At 32.8% G+C, this 23,254-nt stretch carries 22 protein-coding genes and 6 tRNA genes; 2 read left to right on the top strand and 26 right to left on the bottom strand.

Going from position 1 to position 23,254, the window contains the following annotated elements; all coding sequences use genetic code 11:
• The first annotated feature begins 3 nt into the window (after positions 1-3).
• Positions 4-96, top strand: coding sequence for an integrase core domain-containing protein (locus IU405_RS15900; RefSeq protein ID WP_410896734.1), 93 nt, complete (start codon positions 4-6; stop codon positions 94-96).
• A gap of 544 nt (positions 97-640) precedes the next feature.
• Here the strand turns inward: IU405_RS15900 and IU405_RS06070 are convergent.
• The 8 genes from IU405_RS06070 to IU405_RS06035 all read right to left on the bottom strand — a co-directional run bounded on the left by IU405_RS06070 (position 641) and on the right by IU405_RS06035 (position 6,671).
• Positions 641-2,308, bottom strand: a complete 1,668-nt coding sequence (locus IU405_RS06070) for a DUF262 domain-containing protein (RefSeq protein ID WP_197437715.1) — start codon at positions 2,306-2,308, stop codon at positions 641-643.
• Positions 2,308-2,535, bottom strand: a complete 228-nt coding sequence (locus tag IU405_RS06065; protein WP_197437714.1) for a hypothetical protein — start codon at positions 2,533-2,535, stop codon at positions 2,308-2,310. The genes IU405_RS06070 and IU405_RS06065 overlap by 1 nt, the downstream gene beginning before the upstream one ends.
• Positions 2,536-3,218: 683 nt before the next feature.
• Positions 3,219-3,410 (bottom strand): hypothetical protein, encoded by a 192-nt coding sequence (locus tag IU405_RS06060; protein ID WP_197437713.1) that lies wholly within the window; start codon positions 3,408-3,410, stop codon positions 3,219-3,221.
• Positions 3,397-3,765 (bottom strand): hypothetical protein, encoded by a 369-nt coding sequence (locus IU405_RS06055; protein ID WP_197437712.1) that lies wholly within the window; start codon positions 3,763-3,765, stop codon positions 3,397-3,399. Before IU405_RS06055 ends, IU405_RS06060 begins: the two co-directional genes overlap by 14 nt.
• Before the next feature lie 12 nt (positions 3,766-3,777).
• A complete protein-coding gene (locus IU405_RS06050) occupies positions 3,778-4,065 on the bottom strand; it encodes a helix-turn-helix domain-containing protein (RefSeq protein ID WP_197437711.1) in 288 nt (95 codons plus the stop codon).
• A gap of 85 nt (positions 4,066-4,150) precedes the next feature.
• On the bottom strand, positions 4,151-5,086 hold the full coding sequence (locus IU405_RS06045; RefSeq protein WP_197437710.1) for a hypothetical protein: 936 nt from the start codon (positions 5,084-5,086) through the stop codon (positions 4,151-4,153).
• A gap of 4 nt (positions 5,087-5,090) precedes the next feature.
• Positions 5,091-6,308 carry a site-specific integrase gene (locus IU405_RS06040; protein ID WP_197437709.1) on the bottom strand — a complete coding sequence of 406 codons (1,218 nt, stop codon included), beginning with the start codon at positions 6,306-6,308 and terminating at the stop codon, positions 5,091-5,093.
• A 278-nt stretch (positions 6,309-6,586) separates the two neighbouring features.
• Positions 6,587-6,671, bottom strand: a tRNA-Ser gene (locus IU405_RS06035).
• Between the two features lie 238 nt (positions 6,672-6,909).
• Here IU405_RS06035 and aroC point away from each other — a divergent pair.
• Complete coding sequence (aroC, locus tag IU405_RS06030; protein WP_197437708.1) at positions 6,910-7,974, top strand: chorismate synthase; 1,065 nt, start codon at positions 6,910-6,912, stop codon at positions 7,972-7,974.
• A 35-nt stretch (positions 7,975-8,009) separates the two neighbouring features.
• Here the strand turns inward: aroC and IU405_RS06025 are convergent, their stop codons facing one another.
• The 18 genes from IU405_RS06025 to rpsU form a co-directional block, all read right to left on the bottom strand.
• The gene (locus IU405_RS06025; protein ID WP_197437707.1) at positions 8,010-8,321 is read right to left on the bottom strand and encodes a DUF3467 domain-containing protein; all 312 of its coding nucleotides are present in this window, start codon (positions 8,319-8,321) and stop codon (positions 8,010-8,012) included.
• 110 nt (positions 8,322-8,431) lie between these two features.
• On the bottom strand, positions 8,432-12,706 hold the full coding sequence (gene rpoC / locus IU405_RS06020; RefSeq protein ID WP_197437706.1) for a DNA-directed RNA polymerase subunit beta': 4,275 nt from the start codon (positions 12,704-12,706) through the stop codon (positions 8,432-8,434).
• 114 nt (positions 12,707-12,820) lie between these two features.
• Positions 12,821-16,630: a DNA-directed RNA polymerase subunit beta gene (gene rpoB / locus IU405_RS06015; protein ID WP_197437705.1), complete on the bottom strand. Its 3,810-nt coding sequence runs from the start codon at positions 16,628-16,630 to the stop codon at positions 12,821-12,823.
• Positions 16,631-16,772: 142 nt separating this feature from the next.
• Positions 16,773-17,156, bottom strand: coding sequence for a 50S ribosomal protein L7/L12 (gene rplL / locus IU405_RS06010; RefSeq protein WP_197437704.1), 384 nt, complete (start codon positions 17,154-17,156; stop codon positions 16,773-16,775).
• A gap of 52 nt (positions 17,157-17,208) precedes the next feature.
• The gene (gene rplJ, locus IU405_RS06005; RefSeq protein WP_197437703.1) at positions 17,209-17,727 is read right to left on the bottom strand and encodes a 50S ribosomal protein L10; all 519 of its coding nucleotides are present in this window, start codon (positions 17,725-17,727) and stop codon (positions 17,209-17,211) included.
• Between the two features lie 19 nt (positions 17,728-17,746).
• Entirely contained in the window at positions 17,747-18,436 is a 690-nt protein-coding gene (rplA, locus tag IU405_RS06000; protein WP_197437702.1) for a 50S ribosomal protein L1, read from the bottom strand.
• A 20-nt stretch (positions 18,437-18,456) separates the two neighbouring features.
• Positions 18,457-18,894: a 50S ribosomal protein L11 gene (gene rplK, locus IU405_RS05995; RefSeq protein WP_197437701.1), complete on the bottom strand. Its 438-nt coding sequence runs from the start codon at positions 18,892-18,894 to the stop codon at positions 18,457-18,459.
• A gap of 70 nt (positions 18,895-18,964) precedes the next feature.
• Positions 18,965-19,513 carry a transcription termination/antitermination protein NusG gene (nusG, locus tag IU405_RS05990; protein WP_197437700.1) on the bottom strand — a complete coding sequence of 183 codons (549 nt, stop codon included), beginning with the start codon at positions 19,511-19,513 and terminating at the stop codon, positions 18,965-18,967.
• 11 nt (positions 19,514-19,524) lie between these two features.
• Positions 19,525-19,713 (bottom strand): preprotein translocase subunit SecE, encoded by a 189-nt coding sequence (secE, locus tag IU405_RS05985; protein WP_114425156.1) that lies wholly within the window; start codon positions 19,711-19,713, stop codon positions 19,525-19,527.
• Positions 19,714-19,728: 15 nt separating this feature from the next.
• Positions 19,729-19,801, bottom strand: a tRNA-Trp gene (locus tag IU405_RS05980).
• A gap of 76 nt (positions 19,802-19,877) precedes the next feature.
• A complete protein-coding gene (tuf, locus tag IU405_RS05975; RefSeq protein WP_197437699.1) occupies positions 19,878-21,065 on the bottom strand; it encodes an elongation factor Tu in 1,188 nt (395 codons plus the stop codon).
• A gap of 64 nt (positions 21,066-21,129) precedes the next feature.
• Positions 21,130-21,202, bottom strand: a tRNA-Thr gene (locus tag IU405_RS05970).
• Between the two features lie 20 nt (positions 21,203-21,222).
• Positions 21,223-21,295, bottom strand: a tRNA-Gly gene (locus IU405_RS05965).
• Positions 21,296-21,371: 76 nt separating this feature from the next.
• Positions 21,372-21,454 (bottom strand) — tRNA-Tyr (locus IU405_RS05960).
• A gap of 44 nt (positions 21,455-21,498) precedes the next feature.
• Positions 21,499-21,572: transfer RNA gene (locus tag IU405_RS05955), tRNA-Thr, on the bottom strand.
• Between the two features lie 93 nt (positions 21,573-21,665).
• Complete coding sequence (hpf, locus tag IU405_RS05950) at positions 21,666-21,974, bottom strand: ribosome hibernation-promoting factor, HPF/YfiA family (RefSeq protein ID WP_197437698.1); 309 nt, start codon at positions 21,972-21,974, stop codon at positions 21,666-21,668.
• Between the two features lie 6 nt (positions 21,975-21,980).
• A complete protein-coding gene (locus tag IU405_RS05945) occupies positions 21,981-22,865 on the bottom strand; it encodes a tyrosine-type recombinase/integrase (RefSeq protein WP_197437697.1) in 885 nt (294 codons plus the stop codon).
• Between the two features lie 103 nt (positions 22,866-22,968).
• Positions 22,969-23,166 (bottom strand): 30S ribosomal protein S21, encoded by a 198-nt coding sequence (gene rpsU / locus IU405_RS05940; RefSeq protein ID WP_197437696.1) that lies wholly within the window; start codon positions 23,164-23,166, stop codon positions 22,969-22,971.
• Positions 23,167-23,254 lie beyond the last annotated feature (88 nt).

Here is a 23,254-nt window from a genome sequence, read left to right as displayed (position 1 = left end):
GATATAAGTCAAGAGTGGATAAACGATTACAATTACAATAGACCACATAAATCACTTAAAAATAAATCACCAATTGAATACAGATTAAATGAATAAAAATTCTATTTTTGAATGGATCGAATTTAAGGGAAGCTTACATTTTACAATTTCTGTTTGAAACAATTTAAAATACAATAGAAAATTTTTTCAAGAAATATTTCACCTCTTGGAGTTCCATTGTTACTTAATTCTAACAAAACACACTTTTTTTAGCAACAAATATCATACGAATATAGTGCATGTTTAGAGCATATGAATATGCATTGAACATTTATTAGATTTGCATAAAATAGGGATTGTATTTTTATAAAATTCGATTAAAATTACAAGTATAAAACTGACCCGTCCTAAAATAAGTTTACCAATTAATTACAATAAACCCTATTACGTTATTAAAATTAATCCTAAATTCATTGTTCTGTAGTCGTTTGTTATCAGTCCTAAAATACCCTATAACGGTTAGTATATGAAAAATAGGCGATTTCGAAGAACGAAACTTTCGGTTAAGCACAAAGTTTTATAAGAACCTAAAGCCATGAATTTATTACTATTTCGACTATTTTTTATATAAATTGCTAACTGCTGTGATTCTTTTCAGTCGTCATATATTGGTCGTATCAAAATACTGTTTTGCAAAGTCTGAAATTCGTTTATGTCGTTCAGAAATTTCTGTTTCTGTCCATACACTTTTCTCCCTAATTTCTGTGTAACTTGAAAGTGCCGTGTCTTGAAAAAGTTCGCTTTTCTTTTCAAACGATTTGTTACCAAACTTGCTATTTTGGCTCTGAGTCAATAATGCCAAGTTGCCTGCAAGTTGCAAAAAGTTCTTTCTAAAATCTTCTGTATATACTTCGTCAGTCGGGTTTTGTGGTTTAATGTGTTCAATAGTGTAACTGTTGTAAAGATCTTTGTCTAATAAAGCACCTGAAAGGTTTTTAAGTCTTAACCTGTTTTCGTATTGCCACAAAACAAACTTGATTGTATTACGATTGTAGTGCCATTTTTCATTATCAAAATAATTTGTGATAATGTTTTTAAATCTGTCTCCGTCATTCCAATACCATTTAAAACCTGTTTCAGTTACGTTCTTAATGTCTTGATATAGATTGTCAAGATTATAGGCATCTTTTGGATTGAAATACTGCTTTGAATAATGAGGTAAATAGTCGGTACGGTAGTCGCCAAGTTTAAGTTTGAAGCAAAGCACTTCTAATAATTTTAAAATCTTTGTAAAAGTGTCGCCCTCAACTTCTCCCTTGTAGAAAATTGTCAGCAAAACAAGTTTCCAATTTGCTTCATTACCAACAAAAAACAAGTTGGAGATGTCAGACTGGTTTTTATTACTTACAATACTTTTAGCACTATGAGTTAGTTCAACGAAGTTTTCAAAGAACAATTTTATCCATTGCGTTTTATTCTCTTCTTTATTTAGCTTTTCCTTAATTGCTTCAATGTTACCGCCAATGTTAAAAAACAAATTGCAGTAGTTATCTAAAAGTTCGTTTTCTGTAAAGTAGCCTTCTACTGCTTCAATGTATCGATATGTTTTGGAAATAATGCTTTGAATTTCCGCAATATCATTATTTGCTTGTTTGTTGTTTGTGCTTTGAATGTAAATCTGATGCATTAAATACGCTTTAATTACTTCAAATCTTGAAAGTTCTTTTCCACGGTTATTTTGATATTCAAAAACCTGTGTCGCTTCAACTTTGTTGGTAATATAAAATGTGCTGATAACAGCATTTTCTAAAGTCTGTTGAATTAAGTTTAAATTCTCGTTGTCAAGTTTGCTTAACTCTGTTACAAAGAAGTTGAACGCTTCAATAATTCTCTTTTGTGAAATTGTTTCCGTGTCGTCAATTGCTGATACCAAATGTTTTTGAGTAACTTTTTTAAAAATTACTTGGTCGTCATCAATTGTCTTAAAAACGTCTGTCAAATAGATTTCTCTAATGCTGTCAACGTTTTGGTCTTTTAGGATTTTGATTTTAGCGATTGCAGAAAGAAAAAGTATTGTTGTTGTAAGTCTTTGCTGTCCGTCAATTATGAAAAGTGTGTTTTCGTCCTTTTCAAAAAGGAATTGTCCTAAATAATATTTCTTTCCTTTCTGTTCCAAAAGGTCTTCAAGAAATTGAGAGCATTGTTTGTCGCCCCAACTATATGCACGTTGATATGCTGGTATTCTGACACTTTCAGAATTAATAAAAAGTTGCCTAATGCATTCGGCAACTTTATTTGGGGTTTCAATTGCAGTTTGGTTACTCATCATTATGCAGACCGTTGACTAATTCTTTTGCATTTCGCGTCATAAACTCTTAACCAACTACCTTCCTTGGTTGTAAATGAGTTACCGGCAGCATTAATTACTCTAATGTTACTTGAAGACATTTGAGAAATTCGCTTACAATTTTCGTCATATACTCTTATCCAAGAACCCTCTTCGGTAACAAAAAATGAAGAAGCAATACCAACCACTTCTATCCGATTACTTGACATCTGAGAAATTCTTTTCCCGTTTTCGTCATAAACCCTTATCCAAGAGCCTTCATTTTGAACGTTTGAAATTGCCATATTTTACTTTTTTTTGGTTTTTATTGTTGTTTATTTTATTTGGTTTTCAGCTTTCCCTGTTTCTGCAAATGTCGAAGTTCAGTAAGTCAAAACGTGTCGTAGTTGTATTGCACTGTCGTCTTTTTTTTATAGCAGGTAACGGTCTCGGCTATGAGTAGTTGCGTGGGTTAGCACATAACTTTACAAGTACACTCCTAACTGAAATCCGCGAGGATTTTCAGAAGTAGGCGAGAACAAGCAATTACTTACAGGCATATTTTTATTTTATTCTTTTAGGTTACTAATTTATTAATTAGCTATCATCTTTTTTTACGGAAAGCCGTATTTTCAAATATCCAACCGTTGTCCGAAATTAAAACTAACGGCCCTCGCTAATCCCCATTTTTTTTAATTATCCATTTTAACCTTTCAAATTTTAGACTTGATTTGATTAAAAAATAGGAGCCATATAAAACAAATGGTCAACTCTAAAAGTGAATAATTATGGGAGAAAAATGTATTTGTGATTTCAAAATTATAAGAGGTTTACTATAAGTTTTACTATAAAAAAAATCCCAAAAAGCAATTGACTTTTTGGGATGTATACCATACTCAGAAATTAAAAAAAGTTATAGCTGTAGCTCTTTTCTTTTTGTTCCCTGTTCTTTATAATAAATCAAAATTCCTAATACAATAGCCCCAGCCAAAAAAATAGAGGCTACAAGGACTGTATTCTTTTCTTTGACTTGTGAATTTTCCTTCAAAATTTGATTCAATTCAAAGTTGTTATCCACTATTTTGTGATATCTAATATCCTCCATTTCTAATTATTTTTATAGTTTTATTCTCAATATTGCTTATTATGATAAATTCATAAATACTTGGGTGTTTTAATCCGTTAATTCTAGAAGAGTGTGTTTGAATTCTAAAATTTATTCCATAACCATCCAAATAGTCAAAAGAAAAAACACCCCTATCCTTATCAGCCATCAATTTTCTTAAAAGACGATGGTTTTTATGCAAGGGAGAAGTAATTTTAGCTCTCTCTTTTCTCAAATTAGTTGCTTCCTTATTGTTATACTTGATTCTATTTTCTGCAGAGGCAAAACGCTGGTTAATACGCTTTGGAACAAACTCCTCCCCCGTTAAAGGGTCCTTTTGTGTTAATACTTTCATCGGAATGACATTTTATAAACAAACTCTATTCTTTTCTAAAATATCATCAATTTCTTTTGCTTCATACAAATAAATATCCCCCATTCTTGTGTAGGGTAAGGTTCCGTTTTCTCGATATTTTATAATAGTATTGTTAGACAATCCAAATAATTCTTTTAAATCGTTATTGCGATAATACTTTTTTGAATTATTCGACTTCGGTAGTTTTTGCAGCAAATTTTCTATGCTTTGCAATCTATAATCAATAGGTTCTATCAAGTTTTTTATACCTGACAATGATGGAATTGTTATTTCATTCATAATATAAATTTTTAAATTAATTTCACAAAAATAGATTTCCCAAAAACAGAATTACAGTTCTGTAAGGTGAACTTTTAGTGAAATTTTATTGTAGAATATCTCTACTCAAATTTAAAAGATTAATGCTTTTGAATTGTTCTAGTTTAAATCTCAAATCATCCACAAATTTTTCTTGGAATTTTTTATCCTCAGTGGTAACATCAGAAATTTCTTTGAAAAATTTTTTAAAGTGTTTGGGATTCCCTTTACCATCTGTATACATTAAGTTTTTCTCAAAGAATTCCGTTAGCATTTTTTTATTTTTTCTTTTATCTGGGTGCATCACAAAAAGTTTAGTCTCCGAAACAAAATGAAAAAAATACGCCAAATCTTTCAGTTTTAAGTCAACTTGAACCTTATTTACATTTTCACTATAAAATGTCTTAAAATAGTCTTCAAATCTAAATAAACCATAATCCGTATGAGCTTGGATTATTTCATTCATCAGCTTTTGAATCTTTTCTGCGTTATCGATCAATTCATTAATATGATATAATAGCTTAATATTTACAAAGTCCTCATTCTGATGAATGCCATCCCCTATAACCATATTTTTAAATGACAATAATTTAAATAAGCTGTCTTGCGCTTTGGTTTTTAAAAGAGACTCTTCGGTTATTATTTTAATTTTAGATAAGGATTTTCCTTCAATATTAATAGGATTTTCATTGATTGCTATTCGATGATAGTTTACTAAATACTCAGGCAGAGAGATTGATTTCCAGTTTTTTAATTGGATTAAACGAGTGTCCATTAATTCTTGAATCAATGTAATTATTAAAATTGGTTTTTCTGATTTTAAAATTGTAGCCTCAATTGTCTGGACCATTAGTAAAGATTCATTGAAAAAATAATTATCTTTCAATTGATCAATCCATATTCCATTTATTTGATATTCTACTTCTTCTCCAATACGAAACTCGTCAATATTTGGAAATAAATAATTGTTAATTTCAGTCTTTAGTTCTTTTATTGTTGCCATAATTTTAGGAAAGTTTAGTCATTAATTTTTGCATGTCTTCCATAACACTGGTATCAAGCACCTTAGCGTAATGTTGTGTTTGTCTAATATTTGTATGTCCTAACATTGCAGAGACATTTTCTATTTTTACTCCATTTCCAAGAGTTACGGTCGTAGCAAAAGTATGTCTTGCTACATACCAGGTCAATTTCTTTTCAATACCAACGATATCAGCTATTTCTTTGATATAGGCATTCATTTTTTGATTTGATAATTTTGGTAATAAAAAATCTTGAAATAACAAATACTTATTAGCTATTTTAAGTGCTGTAGGCAAAAGGGGTACATTAGCACGAATTCCTGTTTTTTGCCTATTGGTTTTAATCCAAAGTGATCCGTTGGCATCTTTAATAATATTTGATCGAGTTAGCTTCATAACATCTACAGGAGCGTATCCAGTGTAACAGCAAAATAAAAATATATCCTTCACACGTTCCAACCGTTCAATCTTAAATGTATGATTTTCCAATGCTTCTAATTCCTCCTTAGTTAAAAAAACAGCTTCAACTACTTTAATTTTACCAGAGTACTTGTTCAAAGGATTCTTAGAAATCAGTTCAAGCTTTATTCCATAATTACAAATCGTTTTCAGGTTTTTAAAATATTTTACAACCGAGTTATTTTTAATTCCAGTAACATTCTTGTATATGGATTCAAATTTCATGTATTGCTCTAAATTAAATAAATAAGCACTGCTAATATTATTTACTTCGAAGTCAGTTTTACCATAGTATTTTTTGTTAAATGCTGCAACAATATCTCTGATTCTTCTATACTTTTGAAGAGATGCTGGAGAACGTTCATTGTATTGCACTAATTTAGCAAAATAATCATTATGTAAATCCATTAATTTTAAGATAGTTACCGCATTCGATTGGATGGGCTTGCCTTGAATCAACGACTTTAACATGGGCAAACTTATCTTTACATTTTCACGAGCTAACTTAGCATATTCAATATGAATTCTGTTAGATAACACCTCAAGGGCCTCTTTAGTAACTTTATCTTTTGGTGTTTTTACATTAATTCTTAAGTGATGTGTTTGATTCCAAACTTCACTTAAAACACTTTTACCTGTGCTCATTGTAAAAGAATTATTGAGCAACTCTACTTTCACATAAATTGGGATTTCACCATTTACTTTTTGTTTTGAATGTCTTAAAAAATAGATAATTTTTATCATGGGTTCGTTTTTTAAATTTGGTAAATCTCCGCAAGAATAAATTATAAAGTATTGATTTTCAGGTGAACTTTTGGTGAACTTTTTGTTTTTCGATGTACCTTTTAGTGTGCCTATTTGAGCTTTTTTTTAGTGCTTTTTGCTTGGGTACACCTATAGGTCAATCAAATTATGAAAAAATAGATGATTTTTGAAAAGTGCATAAAAAGCGAAAACCCTTTAAAACAAAGGGTTTTAAAGGGTTTTTGAAGTTTTATGTTTCTATTGAAACATGCCTTTCGCGGAGAAAGAGGGATTCGAACCCCCGGACCTGTTACAGTCAACAGTTTTCAAGACTGCCGCAATCGACCACTCTGCCATTTCTCCAGAAAATCAGGTTTAACTGATTGCGGGTGCAAATATAGAAAGCTTTTTTATTTCTTGAAACAAAAAAATCATTATTTTTTTTGAAATTTGAATATCATTGATTTCATTCTTTAACTCTTTAACAATCAAACTAAAAAAGAATAGAAATCTACTTAGAAATTCATACAAATGATTCTAAAAATCATACTTGATGAATGACAGTTTGTTATCTTTGTTTTTTTTATAAAAATTTATTTCGATGTCATTTAATTCTTTTGGAAATTTATTGAAAGTAACAACTTACGGAGAATCTCATGGAACTGCAATTGGAGGTATCATTGATGGGTTTCCTGCTGGTTTAGAAGTTGATTTTGAGGCGATTCAAAATGAATTAGACAGAAGAAAACCAGGGCAATCTAAGATTGTGACGCAGCGTAAAGAACCTGATACAGTGGAGTTTTTATCTGGGATTTTTGAAGGAAAAACAACGGGAACTTCTATTGGTTTTATCATTAAAAATACCAATCAAAAAAGTCACGACTACAATCATAATACAGATATTTACAGACCTTCGCATGCTGATTTTACATATGATAAAAAATTTGGAATTCGCGACCATAAAGGTGGAGGAAGAAGTTCAGCGCGTGAAACTGCCAATTGGGTAGTAGCAGGAGCATTGGCCAAACAATTGATTTCATTTATAAAAATCAATGCTTTCACCTCTTCTGTTGGAGATATTTTTATGGAAAAACCATATCAGGAAGTTGATTTTTCGAAAACGGAATCGAATATTGTACGTTGTCCTGATGAAGCGTCTGCAGAGAAAATGATTGAAAAAATTAAAGAAATCAGAAAAGCTGGTGATACTATTGGAGGAACAATTACCTGTGTAGCTCAAAATATGCCTGTTGGTTTGGGTGAACCTATTTTTCAAAAATTGCATGCGGAACTTGGCAAAGCAATGTTATCTATAAACGCAGTAAAAGGTTTTGAATTTGGTAGCGGATTCTGTGGTGCTAGAATGAAAGGCTCTGAGCACAATGATATTTTTAACGCTGATGGAACTACTCAAACCAATTTATCTGGTGGAATTCAAGGTGGAATTAGCAACGGAATGGATGTCTATTTTAGAGTCGCTTTTAAGCCTGTTGCTACAATTATGACCAATCAACAAACCATTAACTCACTTGGCGAAGAAACTGAAATTACTGGAAAAGGACGTCATGATCCTTGTGTGGTTCCGAGAGCTGTTCCAATCATAGAAGCAATGACTGCACTGGTGTTAGCTGATTATTGGCTGATTCATAAAAGCAGAAAATTATAACATAAAAAAAAGTGAAACATCCGTTTCACTTTTTTTTATGCCTGTCCAGTAGGACCAAAATTCATAGGAATTGGTGGCTGTTCATAATCTTTGATTTCACCATTGGCATGTTCAAATTTTCGAACATTATCTGCCAAGGCTTTTGCCAATCTTTTAGCATGTTGTGGCGTTAAAATGATTCTTGATTTTACTCTTGCTTTGGGAACTCCTGGCATGATATTGATAAAATCTACAATAAATTCTGAAATAGAATGATTGATAATTGCCAAATTAGAATAGGTTCCTTCAGCAATCTCTTGATCTAATTCAATATTTAATTGTCCGTCTTTATGTTGATTTTCTTCCATGATTTCGTGTATTAGATTCTTATTTTGTAAAAATAAAAAAAGTTGAACTGAATAATGTAAAAATTACAATAAACAATTCAACTTTTTAAAATTTAGAACGTTTCTGATTTTTAGAAACTTCTTTCTATTTCATCTTTTGGACCTACAATAATGTTGTCATAAGCTCTCATACCAGTTCCTGCTGGAATTTTCTTACCTACAATTACATTTTCTTTCAATCCTTCTAATGTATCTACTTTTCCACTTACAGCAGCTTCGTTCAATACTTTTGTTGTTTCTTGGAAAGAAGCAGCAGAAATAAACGATTTTGTTTGTAGAGAAGCTCTTGTGATTCCTTGTAACACTTGCTCAGCTGTTGCTGGTCTTGCGTCTCTTGCTTCCACTAATTTTTGATCATTTCTAATCAACAATGAGTTTTCATCTCTTAAATGACGTGCAGAAATAATCTGACCTGGTTTTAAGTTTTCAGAATCTCCAGCATCTTCCACCACTTTCATACCATAGATAGCATCATTTTCTTCGATAAAGTCATTTTTATGAACCAATTGATTTTCAAGGAACAATGTGTCACCTGAATCAATAATTCTAACTTTACGCATCATTTGACGTACTACAACTTCAAAATGTTTGTCGTTGATTTTTACCCCTTGCAAACGATATACTTCTTGAATTTCATTTACGATAAATTCTTGAACTGCTGAAGGACCTTTGATATTCAAAATATCCGAAGGTGTAATTGCACCATCACATAAAGGCATACCTGCTTTGATAAAATCGTTTTCTTGAACTAAAATTTGGTTTGAAAGTTTCACTAGATATTTCATTACTTCACCAGTTTTCGACTCGATAATGATTTCTCTATTTCCTCTTTTGATTTTTCCAAAAGAAACAACTCCGTCAATCTCAGCAACAACTGATGGATTGGAAGGATTTCTTGCTTCAAACAACTCAGTTACACGTGGTAAACCTCCTGTAATATCACCAGCTTTCCCTGATTTTCTTGGAATTTTTACCAATGTTTTTCCGCTTTCAACTTTTTCTCCATTATCAACCATCAAATGAGCTCCCACAGGTAAACTGTATGAACGCAATGCATTACCATCTTTATCTTCGATAATCAAAGAAGCTATCAAACGTTTGTTTTTAGATTCAGTAATTACTTTTTCTTGGAAACCTGTTTGTTCGTCAATTTCTACAGCATAGTTGATACCTTGCTCTAAATTGTCAAACTTCACTTTACCTGCAAATTCTGATACAATAACACCGTTAAATGGATCCCATTGTACAATTACTTCGCCTTTTTTGATGGTTTTTCTGTCTTTATCAAAAATCACAGAACCATAAGGAATGATATTTGTACTTAATGTAATTCCGGTTTTGTTATCAATAATTTTGATTTCAGCAGTTCTTGAAATAACGATATCCACTTTGTTTCCATCATTATCTTTTCCTTCTACAGTTCTTAAATCTTCGATGGCAACATTTCCACTAAATCTTGCAGTCAATTTGTTTTCTTCTGAAATATTTCCAGCAACACCACCCACGTGGAACGTACGCAATGTTAACTGAGTTCCAGGCTCACCAATTGATTGTGCAGCAATTACTCCAACAGCTTCACCAATTTGAACTTTGTTCAATGTTGATAAACTTTGTCCATAACATTTAGCACAAATTCCTTGAGCAGATTCGCAAGTCAATGCAGAACGCACTTCAACAACATCAATTCCTGAAGCTTCAATTTCTTCAGCCAATTTAGAAGAAATTGGTTGATTTGCTTTGATAATCAACTCTTCTGTCAAAGGATGATACACATCTTGTAAAATAACTCTTCCTTCAATTCTATCTGCTAAAGACTCAACGATTTCATCGTTTTTCTTTAATGCAGTAACTTCTAGTCCTCTTAACGTTCCACAATCTTCTTCATTAATGATGACGTCTTGAGAAACGTCTACCAATCTTCTTGTTAAATATCCAGCATCCGCAGTTTTTAAAGCTGTATCCGCCAAACCTTTACGAGCACCGTGAGTTGAAATAAAGTATTCTAAGATGGATAATCCTTCTTTAAAGTTAGAAAGAATTGGATTTTCAATAATTTCTCCTCCACTTGCTGTAGATTTTTTAGGTTTTGCCATCAATCCACGCATACCTGTTAACTGACGAATTTGTTCTTTAGAACCCCTTGCACCAGAATCAAGCATCATGTAAACAGAGTTAAATCCTTGTTTATCTTCACGCAAGTTTTTCATAGATAACTCAGTCAATCTGTTGTTGGTTGATCCCCAAACGTCAATTACCTGATTATAACGCTCTTTTTGCGTTAACATACCCATGTTATAGTTGGTAACGATAATATCTACTTCTTCATTCGCTTCAGCAATCATCGTATATTTTTCTTCAGGAATAATAATATCTCCTAAAGAGAAGGACAATCCACCTTGGAAGGCAAACTTGAATCCCATGTTTTTAATTTCATCTAAGAATTTTCCTGTAGTAGGAATATCAGTAACTTTTAAAATATTACCAATAATTCCACGTAAGTTTTTCTTAGTAAGAACTTCATTTACATAACCAGCTTCAATAGGAACAACTTCATTAAACAACACTCTACCAACAGTAGTTTTGATAATTTTAGTTACATGATTTCCTTTTTCATCAATATCTTTTGTTCTTACTTTGATACCAGCATTCAAATCTACTTTTTCTTCATTGAAAGCAATCGTAACTTCTTCAGGAGAGTAGAATGTTAAGCCTTCTCCTTTTACTTTCACTTCTGGAGTAGAAAATCTTTCTTTGGTCATGTAGTACAAGCCAAGAACCATGTCTTGAGAAGGAACAGTAACAGGAGCACCATTTGCAGGATTTAAGATATTGTGAGAAGCCAACATTAAAATTTGAGCTTCTAAAATAGCCTCTGGTCCTAAAGGTAAATGAACTGCCATTTGGTCACCATCAAAATCGGCGTTGAAAGCTGTACACACTAAAGGGTGTAATTGAATTGCTTTTCCTTCGATTAATTTTGGCTGAAATGCTTGAATACCCAATCTGTGTAATGTAGGAGCTCTGTTTAATAAAACTGGATGACCTTTGATTACATTTTCTAAAATATCCCAAACAACTGGTTCTTTTCTATCAATAATTTTCTTTGCAGATTTTACAGTTTTTACAATACCTCTTTCAATCAACTTTCTGATTACAAATGGTTTGTACAATTCTGCTGCCATGTCTTTTGGCAATCCACATTCGTGCATTTTCAATTCAGGTCCAACAACAATTACAGAACGAGCTGAATAATCAACACGTTTTCCTAGTAAGTTTTGACGGAAACGTCCTTGTTTTCCTTTTAAGGAATCAGACAATGATTTTAAAGGTCTGTTCGATTCTGTTTTTACAGCAGATGATTTACGTGTGTTGTCAAATAATGAATCTACAGATTCTTGCAACATACGTTTTTCATTACGTAAAATTACCTCAGGAGCTTTGATTTCAACTAGTCTTTTTAAACGATTGTTACGGATGATCACTCTTCTATACAAATCATTCAAATCGGAAGTTGCAAAACGACCACCATCTAAAGGCACTAATGGACGTAATTCTGGTGGGATCACTGGAATTGCTTTCATGATCATCCACTCAGGCTTGTTTTCTCTGTTTAAAACAGATTCTCTAAATGCTTCAACAACATTCAATCTTTTTAAAGCTTCTGTTTTACGTTGTTTAGAAGATTCCGTATTTGCTTTGTGTCTTAATTCAAATGACAATGCATCTAAATCAATTCTTGCTAATAAATCAATCAAACATTCAGCACCCATTTTAGCGATAAACTTGTTAGGATCTGAATCATCTAAATATTGATTTTCTTTTGGAAGACTATCTAAAATATCTAAATATTCTTCTTCTGTTAAGAAATCCAATTTACGCATTGGCTCTCCATCAGCATTTTTAGCAATACCTGGTTGAATAACTACGTAACGTTCGTAGTAAATAATCATGTCTAACTTTTTAGATGGCAATCCTAAAAGGTATCCCATTTTGTTAGGCAATGATCTAAAATACCAAATATGAGCCACTGGAACCACCAAATTGATGTGACCAACTCTATCTCTACGAACTTTCTTTTCAGTTACTTCAACACCACATCTGTCACAAACAATTCCTTTGTAACGTATTCTTTTATATTTTCCGCAAGCACATTCATAGTCTTTTACAGGACCAAAAATTCGCTCACAAAACAACCCATCTCTTTCTGGCTTGTGTGTACGGTAATTAATCGTTTCTGGTTTTAAAACCTCTCCTTTAGAAACTTCTAAAATTGATTCAGGTGATGCTAAACCAATAGAGATTTTATTAAACTTTTTTACGGTGTACTTTTCTTGTTTTCTTGTCATGTCTTGTTATAGTCTTTAGTTTTTAGTTATTAGTTGTTAGTTGATGGTGAAAAGATTCTTTAAAAAAATCAAAAACCACTTACTAAAAACTAATAACCATCAACTATAAAAAAATTATTCTTCTAATCTTACGTCTAAGCCCAAACCTTTCAATTCGTGCATTAATACGTTAAATGACTCTGGTAAACCTGGTTCTGGCATTGGTTCGCCTTTTACGATTGCTTCGTAAGTTTTGGCTCTCCCCATAACATCATCCGATTTTACAGTTAAGATTTCTCTTAAAATACTTGATGCTCCATACGCTTCCAATGCCCAAACTTCCATCTCTCCAAAACGTTGACCACCAAATTGTGCTTTACCACCTAATGGTTGTTGTGTAATTAATGAGTAAGGACCAATAGAACGCGCGTGCATTTTATCATCAATCATGTGTCCTAACTTAATCATATAAATTACACCAACAGTTGCAGGTTGATCAAAACGTTTTCCAGTACCACCATCATAAAGATAAGTATGTCCAAATCTTGGAACGCCAGCTTCATCAGTATATTTATTAATCTCGTCTAAAGATGCACCATCAAAAATTGGTGTTGCAAACTTTTTGTCTAATTTTTGACCTGCCCAACCAAGAACAGTTTCATAAATCTGACCAATATTCATACGAGAAGGTACACCCAATGGATTTAAAACAATATCTACAGGAGTTCCGTCTTCTAAGAAAGGCATGTCTTCTGCTCTTACAATTCGAGCAACAATCCCTTTATTTCCATGACGTCCAGCCATTTTATCACCCACTTTCAACTTACGTTTTTTAGCGATATAAATTTTAGCTAGTTTTAAAATTCCTGCTGGCAATTCATCTCCCACTGAAATGGTAAATTTCTCACGACGAAGATTTCCTTGCAAGTCATTTACTTTGATTTTGTAGTTGTGAATCAATTCTCCAACTAAAACATTCAAATCTTCATCTGTAGTCCAAGAACCTGATAAGTGAACATAATCATCCACAGAATTCAACATTTTTTGAGTGTATTTTTTACCTTTTGGCAATACTTCTTCACCCAAATCATTGTAGATTCCTTGTGATGTTTTTCCGCTAATTAAGTTGAATAATTTTTCAACCAATTGATCTTTCAAAGCTTCGAATTTTGAAACAAAAGACGCTTCTAAAGTAGAAACTGCTTCTTTATCTTTAATTCGTTTGTTTTTATCTTTAACGGCTCTTTTGAATAATTTTTTATCAATTACTACTCCTCTTAATGATGGAGAAGCTTTTAATGATGCATCTTTTACATCACCAGCTTTGTCACCAAAAATGGCACGTAATAATTTTTCTTCCGGAGTTGGATCAGATTCTCCTTTTGGAGTGATTTTACCAATTAAGATATCACCAGGATTTACTTCTGCTCCAATACGAATCATTCCATTTTCATCCAAATCTTTAGTAGCTTCTTCAGAAACGTTAGGAATATCATTTGTTAATTCTTCCGAACCTAATTTCGTATCACGAACATCCAAAGAATATTCATCAATATGAATTGAAGTAAAAATATCTTCACGAACAACTCTTTCAGAAATTACGATAGCATCCTCAAAATTATACCCTTTCCAAGGCATGAAAGCAACTTTCATGTTTCTTCCAAGCGCTAATTCTCCTTGTTGAGTAGCATATCCTTCACAAAGAACTTGTCCTTCAGTTACTCTATCACCTCTTTTTACAATTGGTTTTAGATTGATGGATGTTCCTTGATTGGTTTTTCTGAATTTTATCAAATTATACGTTACTTCATCAGAATCAAAACTTACTAATTTTTCTTCTTCTGAACGATCATATTTGATAACAATTTTATTTGCATCTACATATTCTACAACTCCTTCTCTTTCAGCATTTATCAAAATACGAGAATCTTTTGCAACTCTTCTTTCTAAACCTGTACCCACAATTGGAGCTTCAGGACGTAATAATGGAACTGCTTGACGCATCATGTTTGATCCCATCAAAGCACGGTTTGCATCATCATGTTCTAAGAAAGGAATTAACGATGCAGAAATCGAAGCAATTTGATTTGGAGCAACGTCCATATAATCAATTACATCTGGCGAAACTACAGGAAAATCTCCTTCTTCACGAGCAATAACTCTATCAGAAACAAAACTTCCATCAGGATTCAACTCTAAATTTGATTGTGCTATTTTCTTTCCTTCTTCTTCCTCTGCACTTAAATAAATCAAATCATTTCCAACTACAGCTCCGTTTTCAACTTTACGATAAGGAGTTTCAATAAAACCTAAATTGTTCACTTTTGCAAAAACAGCAAGCGAAGAAATCAAACCAATGTTTGGTCCCTCAGGAGTTTCGATTGGACATAAACGACCATAATGTGTATAGTGAACGTCACGAACCTCAAATCCTGCTCTTTCTCTTGATAAACCTCCAGGTCCTAATGCAGATAATCTACGTTTGTGTGTAATTTCAGCTAATGGATTTGTTTGATCCATGAACTGAGATAACTGGTTTGTTCCGAAGAAAGAATTGATTACAGATGATAATGTTTTCGCATTGATCAAATCAATAGGTGTAAAAACTTCATTATCACGAACGTTCATACGCTCGCGAATGGTTCTTGCCATACGTGCTAAACCAACCCCAAACTGTCCTGCTAATTGCTCTCCAACTGTTCTTACACGTCTGTTTGATAAGTGGTCAATATCATCTACCTCAGCTTTTGAATTGATTAACTCAATTAAATACTTGATGATGGTGATAATATCAACTCTTGTTAATACTTTCTCATCCATGTTAATATCTAGACCCAATTTGGTGTTCATTCTAAAACGACCAACTTCGCCTAAATTATAACGTTGTTCAGAGAAAAATAATTTATCAATAATACCTCTTGCAGTTTCCTCATCTGGTGGCTCTGCATTACGTAATTGTCTATAAATATGTTCAACAGCCTCTTTTTCTGAGTTTGTTGGATCTTTTTGTAATGTATTATGAATGATCGCGTAATCTGCTTGCTGATTATCTTCTTTATGCAATAAGATAGTTTTAGCACTAGATTCAATGATTTCATCTACGTGGTCTTTATCTAAAATTGTATCACGATCAAAAATGATTTCATTTCTTTCGATTGATACTACTTCGCCTGTGTCTTCGTCTACGAAATCTTCATGCCACGTTTTTAAAACTCTGGCAGCCAATTTGCGTCCTAATACTTTTTTCAATCCAGCTTTAGAAACTTTTACTTCTTCTGCAAGATCAAAAATTTCTAAAATATCTTTATCTCTTTCAAAACCTATGGCTCTGAATAATGTGGTTACTGGTAATTTTTTCTTTCTATCAATGTAAGCATACATTACTTGATTGATATCTGTTGCAAACTCGATCCAAGAACCCTTGAAAGGAATTACTCTTGCTGAGTACAACTTAGTTCCATTTGCATGGAAAGATTGACCAAAAAATACACCAGGAGATCTGTGTAATTGTGAAACAACAACACGCTCAGCACCATTGATTACAAAGGTACCTGAGTTAGTCATATAAGGAATTGTTCCAAGATACACATCTTGAACAATTGTTTCGAAATCTTCGTGCTCTGGGTCTGTACAGAATAATTTTAGACGTGCTTTTAAAGGTACACTATACGTTAAACCTCTTTCAATACATTCTTGAATGCTGTATCTAGGAGGATCAACGAAATAATCTAAAAATTCGAGTACAAATTGATTTCTTGTGTCTGTAATTGGAAAGTTATCCATGAAGGTTTTGTACAAACCCTCTTCACCTCTTTCTTCTGCTTTTGTTTGAAGTTGGAAAAAATCTTGGAAAGATTTTACCTGAATATCCAAAAAGTCAGGATACTCTTTAATCATTTGAGAAGTTGCGAAGTTGATTCTTTCAGTAGTGTTTTTCGTTGCCAAAAGAGAATATATTTTTGATTAAAATCTGAATTAAAATAAAGAACGAATATATACACAAAATGGTTTAGGACTAAAACCTGCGTTTTAGTACCTAAACCTAAATTTGTTTTCCCGTCTTAAATAATTAAAACGGGATAAGTATTTACTTAAGCTCTACTACAGCTCCAGCTTCTTCTAAAGCTGCTTTAAGGCTGTTAGCCTCGTCTTTAGAAACGCCTTCTTTTACTGGTGCAGGAGCACTATCTACAACACCTTTAGCTTCTTTCAATCCTAAACCAGTTAATTCTTTCACTAATTTAACAACTGCTAATTTAGAAGCTCCAGCATCTTTTAAGATTACTGTAAATTCTGTTTGCTCTTCAGCTTCTGCTGCATCACCTCCACCTGCTACTGGACCTGCTGCTACTGCTACTGCTGCTGCTGCTGGCTCAATACCATACTCGTCTTTTAAAATCTTAGCTAATTCATTAACCTCTTTTACTGTTAAGTTAACTAATTGCTCTGCGAAATCTTTCAAATCTGCCATTTTAATTGTTTTTAAAAATTTTTTGTTTATTATAGTTTATTTGTGCGCTAAATTATTTTTCAGATAAAGTTTTTACAATTCCTGAAAGTTTTTGTCCACCAGATTGCAACGCAGAAACTACGTTTTTAGCTGGCGATTGTAATAATCCAATAAGTTCTCCAAGTAGTTGTTCTTTTGATTTGATATCAATAAGAGCATCTAGTTGATCATCACCAATGTAAACAGATTCTTCTGCAAACGCTCCTTTTAAAATAGGTTTGTTCTTCGTTTTCTTTCTGAATTCCTTGATTAATTTTGCAGGAGCGTTTGAAGACTCTGCAATCATAATGGATGTATTTCCTTTTAATACTGATGGTAATGCTCCAAAATCCTTGTCTGAAGCTTCCATTGCTTTTGCTAGTAATGTATTTTTTACAACTGATAACTGAATTCCTGCTTTGAAACAAGCTCTACGTAAATTAGAGGTTGTTAATGCATCCATTCCAGAAATATCTGCTAGATAAATTGTATTTGTATCTGCTAATGTTGTAGTTAAATCTTGTATTACTTGTGATTTCTCTTCTCTAGTCATAATTCTAAGTTTTAACGTATTAAACAGTTTTAACATCAACAATTACAGCAGGACTCATTGTACTAGAAATATGAATACTTCTTAAGTAAGTACCTTTTGCAGTTGTAGGTTTTAATTTAATAACAGTTTGTAATATTTCTTTTGCGTTTTCTGCGATTTTCTCAGCATCAAAAGATACTTTTCCTATTGCAGCATGAACAATCCCTGTTTTATCAACTTTAAAATCGATTTTACCAGCTTTCACCTCTTGAACAGCTTTTGCTACGTCCATTGTTACAGTACCTGTTTTTGGGTTTGGCATTAAACCTCTAGGACCTAAAATTCTTCCTAAAGGGCCTAATTTACCCATAACACTTGGTAATGTAATGATAACATCAACATCTGTCCAACCGTTTTTAATTTTTTGAAGATATTCATCCAATCCAACATAATCTGCACCAGCTTCTTTAGCTTCTGCTTCTTTATCTGGAGTTACTAACGCTAAAACTTTTACGTCTTTTCCAGTTCCATGAGGAAGTGTTACAACACCTCTAACCATCTGATTTGCTTTTCTTGGATCAACTCCTAAACGAATTGCAATATCCACTGATGCATCAAACTTTACATTCGTAATTTCTTTGACTAGCGATGAAGCTGCAGCCAAATCATATGATTTTGACTTGTCTAATTTTGCGTGTGCTTCTTTTTGCTTTTTTGTTAATTTTGCCATGTGACTACTTTTTATAAAGATTAATTTGGTGCAACACCAGTTACTGTTAATCCCATAGAACGAGCTGTACCAGCGATCATTTTCATTGCTGAAGTCAATTCAAAGGCATTTAAATCTACCATTTTGTCTTCTGCAATTACTTTGATTTGATCCCAAGTAACAGATGCTACTTTCTTTCTGTTTGGTTCACCTGAACCACTTTTGATTTTGGCTGCTTCTAGTAATTGTAATGCTGCAGGAGCGGTTTTCGTAACAAATTCAAAAGATTTGTCTTTATAAACAGTAATCACAACAGGAACAACTTTTCCTTGTTTGTCTTGCGTTCTTGCGTTGAACTGTTTACAGAATTCCATAATGTTTACTCCAGCAGATCCTAAAGCAGGTCCAACCGGTGGCGATGGATTCGCTGCACCTCCCTTTACTTGTAATCTAACTAATTTACTAATTTCCTTTGCCATTATAAAAATGTTTAGTGATTCGTTTTAAAATTGGAAGCTAAAAAACAAATCGATATATAATATGTAACACTTATATCTTTTCTACTTGCATATAACTCAATTCTAATGGTGTTTTTCTTCCAAAAATTTTCACCATTACTTCAAGTTTACGCTTTTCTTCGTTTACTTTTTCTATAGTACCATCAAATCCGTTAAACGGACCGTCAATTACTTTTACTGTTTCTCCTATGTTAAAAGGAATTGCAATATTTTCATCCTGAACAGAAAGTTCATCAACTTTACCTAGCATTCTGTTTACCTCAGATCTTCTCATTGGCACAGGATCACCTCCTTTAGTTTCTCCAAGAAATCCGATTACACCTGTGATTGATCTAATCACGTGAGGAACTTCTCCAGATAGATTTGCTTCAATCATAATGTAACCAGGAAAATAAACTTTTTCTCTGTTTACTTTTTTTCCATTTCTTATTTGAACAACTTTTTCTGTAGGAACAATTACTTGACTTACAAAATCAGATAAACCAACTCTTGAAATTTCAGTTTCAATATATGATTTTACTTTGTTTTCTTGTCCGCCAATAGCTCTAACAACATACCATTTCATTACAGAATCAGTCATAATTTATTTTCTTAAAATAATTTGAAAAAGTTATCTAATCCAGTTTGAAAAACATAATCAATACCAGCAACTGCTAATGCAAATAAAATAGTAAAAACAGCAACAGTTACAGTTGTTTTTTGAGCATCTTCTTTTGATATCCACGTCATGTGGTTATTCAATTCGTCAAAAGAATCTTTGATATATTGTATAAAGTTCATTTTACTTTTATTTTGCACGGGTTGAGGGACTCGAACTCTCGACACCTGGTTTTGGAGACCAGTGCTCTACCAACTGAGCTAAACCCGTTTCTTAATCATTAATAGAGGTGTTCCGTATAAAACGGAACACCTTCATATTTTTAAATTAGGAAACTAAAAAATTATTAGTCTAAAATCTCAGTTACCTGACCAGCTCCAACAGTTCTACCACCTTCACGGATAGCAAAACGTAAACCAACGTTTAAAGCGATTGGCTGAAGAAGATCTACATTAATTGTTAAGTTATCTCCAGGCATTACCATCTCAACACCTGCTGGTAAAGTAATAGTACCTGTAACGTCTGTAGTTCTTACATAAAACTGTGGACGATAGTTATTGTGGAATGGAGTGTGACGTCCACCTTCTTCTTTTTTAAGAACGTAAACTTCAGCTTTGAATTTAGCATGAGGTTTTACTGAACCTGGCTTACAGATAACCATTCCTCTTTTGATATCTTCTTTTGCAATTCCTCTTAACAAGATACCTGCATTATCTCCAGCTTCTCCTCTATCAAGAATTTGACGGAACATTTCAATACCAGTAATAGTAGATGTTAATTTCTCAGCACCCATACCGATAATTTCTACTGGCTCACCAGTTTTAGCAATTCCTGTTTCGATACGACCTGTAGCTACAGTTCCACGACCAGTAATTGAAAATACATCTTCGATTGGCATTAAGAATGGCTTATCCATATCACGAACTGGCTCTTCGATCCAAGAATCACAAGCATCCATTAATTCTATAACAGTATTTACCCATTTCTCTTCACCATTTAAAGCTCCTAAAGCAGAACCTTGGATAACAGGACCATTATCTCCATCATATTCATAGAAAGATAATAATTCTCTTACTTCCATGTCAACTAACTCTAATAACTCCTCATCATCAACCATGTCAACTTTATTCAAGAAAACAACCATACGAGGAATACCAACTTGGCGTCCTAATAAGATATGCTCTCTTGTTTGTGGCATAGGACCATCAGTTGCAGCAACTACTAAAATAGCACCATCCATTTGAGCAGCACCAGTTACCATGTTTTTAACGTAATCCGCGTGACCTGGACAGTCAACGTGAGCATAGTGACGATTTGCAGTTTGATATTCAACGTGAGAAGTATTGATTGTAATACCTCTTTCTTTTTCCTCAGGAGCGTTATCAATCTGGTCGAAAGATTTCGCTTCAGAAAAACCTTTATCAGCCATTACCTTAGTGATAGCAGCAGTTAAAGTAGTTTTACCATGATCTACGTGTCCGATTGTACCAATGTTTAAGTGTGGTTTCGAACGGTCAAAAGTTCCTTTTGCCATAATATTTAATTTTAATTCTTAAGTTATATTTAGTGTCTAATAATACTCTTATAAATGCTCTATGAGCCAATGACGGGATTTGAACCCGTGACCTCATCCCTACCAAGGATGCGCTCTACCAACTGAGCTACACCGGCTTTTGTTGGATATAATTTTGAGCGAGAGACCGGGTTCGAACCGGCGACATTCAGCTTGGAAGGCTGAAGCTCTACCAACTGAGCTACTCTCGCATTTTTTTGTGGGGAGAGCAGTCCCGATGCTTCGGGAGAACCTGCAAAGATTCTCTTTTAGCTTACGCTCAAATTGTGGGGAGAGCAGGATTCGAACCTGCGAAGTCGTAAAACAACGGAGTTACAGTCCGTCCCATTTGGCCGCTCTGGAATCTCCCCTACAAAAGATAAATTTCACTATGTAAATGAACTTATTTTTTTTGAGCCGATAGAGGGACTCGAACCCACGACCTGCTGATTACAAATCAGCTGCTCTAGCCAGCTGAGCTACATCGGCTTTTACAAAAAAACAATCCGCTATTTCTAACGGATTGCAAATGTATAAAGTTTTTTTTATTTCGAGAAACTTTTTGTGATAATTTTTATTTTTTTATGGAATCAATGAATCTCTTGATTTTTCTTTCGATTTTTTTAGCTGTCTTTTCAATGAATCTACAGCTAAATTTACTCCTTCTTCAAAAGTTTTCGTTTCTCTTTTTACGATTAATTCACTTCCTGGAATATTTAATTTTATTTCGATAATTTTATTTTCTTTATCACTTGTGTTTTGAACTTTCAAAAATACTTCGGCATCTACAATTTTATCGTGAAATTTTACCAATTGATTTGCCTTTTTTTCAACATACTTGATTAAATCTTTGTCTGCATTGAAGTTTACTGATTGAGTGAATACTTTCATAAGTTATTATTTTTTAAAACTCCTAGGGTGAGCTTGATTATACACTTTTTTAATTGCTTCAAGACTATTGTGCGTGTAGACTTGAGTAGAGACTAAACTTGAATGCCCTAGTAATTCCTTAACCGAATTTAAATTTGCACCTTCATTTAATAGGTGAGTTGCAAACGAATGTCTCAAGATATGAGGGCTTTTTTTTACCTTCGTTGAGACATTACTAAAGTACGAATTTATAATTGTGTAAACAAGAGATTTACTCAATTTATTTCCTTTTTCAGTAATCAATAACGCAACGTTTCCTTTTGTAAAATCTTCTTTTAATTCAAGATATTGTTTTATCATCATAATTACTGTATCTAACAACGGAACATACCTCTCTTTATTTCTTTTCCCTAAAACTTTTATTGTTTTATTACTAAAATCAACATCACTGTCATTTATATTAATCAACTCTGCTTTTCTGATTCCTGTTGAATACAATAATTCTATTATCAGCTTATTTCTAGTAGTTTTAAAATCAGTATTTTCTTTTATATTGCTAATAGCTTCATCTATTTCTTTTACAGTAAAAGGGATTTGAAGTTTGTTAACTGTTTTAAGAGATTTGTGTTTAGCAAGTGGATTTATTTCTATTTGATGGGTTTTTTGCAAAAACTTATAGAAAGAATTTAGAGAGGTGATTTTTCGATTGATACTTCTATTGGATATTTTTTGGTTTACCAAATTCACAATCCAACTTCTAATGATTGGGTATTCAACTTGTAATAAATCATCTAAATGGAAATCTGTTTCACAGAAATCTTTGAAGGATACCAAATCATTCTGATAAGCACAAATCGTATTTGGAGAATATTTTTTTTCGTAGGATAAATAATCAAGAAAAGAATCTATCAAAGTGAGAATTGGATTTTGTTTCTGTAAATTTACGAAAATTCATTCAAAAAAAAATCTCGTATCAATAATTGATACGAGATTTTTATCTTATCAGAATAAGCTACTAACCTACTTCTTCTTGTGTTCTTAATCTTTGAACGTAAGAAGCTTTGATTTTTTGAGCTCTCTTTGCTACTGAAGGTTTTGTAAAGTTTTTATTATTACGTAAGTGTTTCATCGTTTTTGTACGATCGTATTTACGCTTATAACGTTTTAAAGCTCTATCTATATTCTCTCCTTCTTTTACTGGTATAATTAACATAAGTTAGCACCTCCCTTCATACGTATCTTTTATATTTTTTGAACAGTTACCTGTTTTGGTTTCTATTTTTTCGGTTTGCAAAGATACT

This window comes from Polaribacter sp. BAL334 (assembly GCF_015767435.1).
Lineage (GTDB): Bacteria > Bacteroidota > Bacteroidia > Flavobacteriales > Flavobacteriaceae > Polaribacter.
This window is presented reverse-complemented; position numbering and strand designations above follow the sequence as displayed.

Excerpts from the sequence above, each read along its gene's own strand:
- IU405_RS06070 (WP_197437715.1), bottom strand. The coding sequence starts at position 2,308 with ATGATGAGTAACCAAACTGCAATTGAAACCCCAAATAAAGTTGCCGAA.
- IU405_RS06065 (WP_197437714.1), bottom strand. The coding sequence starts at position 2,535 with ATGTCAAGTAATCGGATAGAAGTGGTTGGTATTGCTTCTTCATTTTTT.
- IU405_RS06060 (WP_197437713.1), bottom strand. The coding sequence starts at position 3,410 with ATGGAGGATATTAGATATCACAAAATAGTGGATAACAACTTTGAATTG.
- IU405_RS06055 (WP_197437712.1), bottom strand. The coding sequence starts at position 3,765 with ATGAAAGTATTAACACAAAAGGACCCTTTAACGGGGGAGGAGTTTGTT.
- IU405_RS06050 (WP_197437711.1), bottom strand. The coding sequence starts at position 4,065 with ATGAATGAAATAACAATTCCATCATTGTCAGGTATAAAAAACTTGATA.
- IU405_RS06045 (WP_197437710.1), bottom strand. The coding sequence starts at position 5,086 with ATGGCAACAATAAAAGAACTAAAGACTGAAATTAACAATTATTTATTT.
- IU405_RS06040 (WP_197437709.1), bottom strand. The coding sequence starts at position 6,308 with ATGATAAAAATTATCTATTTTTTAAGACATTCAAAACAAAAAGTAAAT.
- aroC (WP_197437708.1), top strand. The coding sequence starts at position 6,910 with ATGTCATTTAATTCTTTTGGAAATTTATTGAAAGTAACAACTTACGGA.
- IU405_RS06025 (WP_197437707.1), bottom strand. The coding sequence starts at position 8,321 with ATGGAAGAAAATCAACATAAAGACGGACAATTAAATATTGAATTAGAT.
- rpoC (WP_197437706.1), bottom strand. The coding sequence starts at position 12,706 with ATGACAAGAAAACAAGAAAAGTACACCGTAAAAAAGTTTAATAAAATC.
- rplL (WP_197437704.1), bottom strand. The coding sequence starts at position 17,156 with ATGGCAGATTTGAAAGATTTCGCAGAGCAATTAGTTAACTTAACAGTA.
- rplJ (WP_197437703.1), bottom strand. The coding sequence starts at position 17,727 with ATGACTAGAGAAGAGAAATCACAAGTAATACAAGATTTAACTACAACA.
- rplA (WP_197437702.1), bottom strand. The coding sequence starts at position 18,436 with ATGGCAAAATTAACAAAAAAGCAAAAAGAAGCACACGCAAAATTAGAC.
- rplK (WP_197437701.1), bottom strand. The coding sequence starts at position 18,894 with ATGGCAAAGGAAATTAGTAAATTAGTTAGATTACAAGTAAAGGGAGGT.
- nusG (WP_197437700.1), bottom strand. The coding sequence starts at position 19,513 with ATGACTGATTCTGTAATGAAATGGTATGTTGTTAGAGCTATTGGCGGA.
- secE (WP_114425156.1), bottom strand. The coding sequence starts at position 19,713 with ATGAACTTTATACAATATATCAAAGATTCTTTTGACGAATTGAATAAC.
- tuf (WP_197437699.1), bottom strand. The coding sequence starts at position 21,065 with ATGGCAAAAGGAACTTTTGACCGTTCGAAACCACACTTAAACATTGGT.
- hpf (WP_197437698.1), bottom strand. The coding sequence starts at position 21,974 with ATGAAAGTATTCACTCAATCAGTAAACTTCAATGCAGACAAAGATTTA.
- rpsU (WP_197437696.1), bottom strand. The coding sequence starts at position 23,166 with ATGTTAATTATACCAGTAAAAGAAGGAGAGAATATAGATAGAGCTTTA.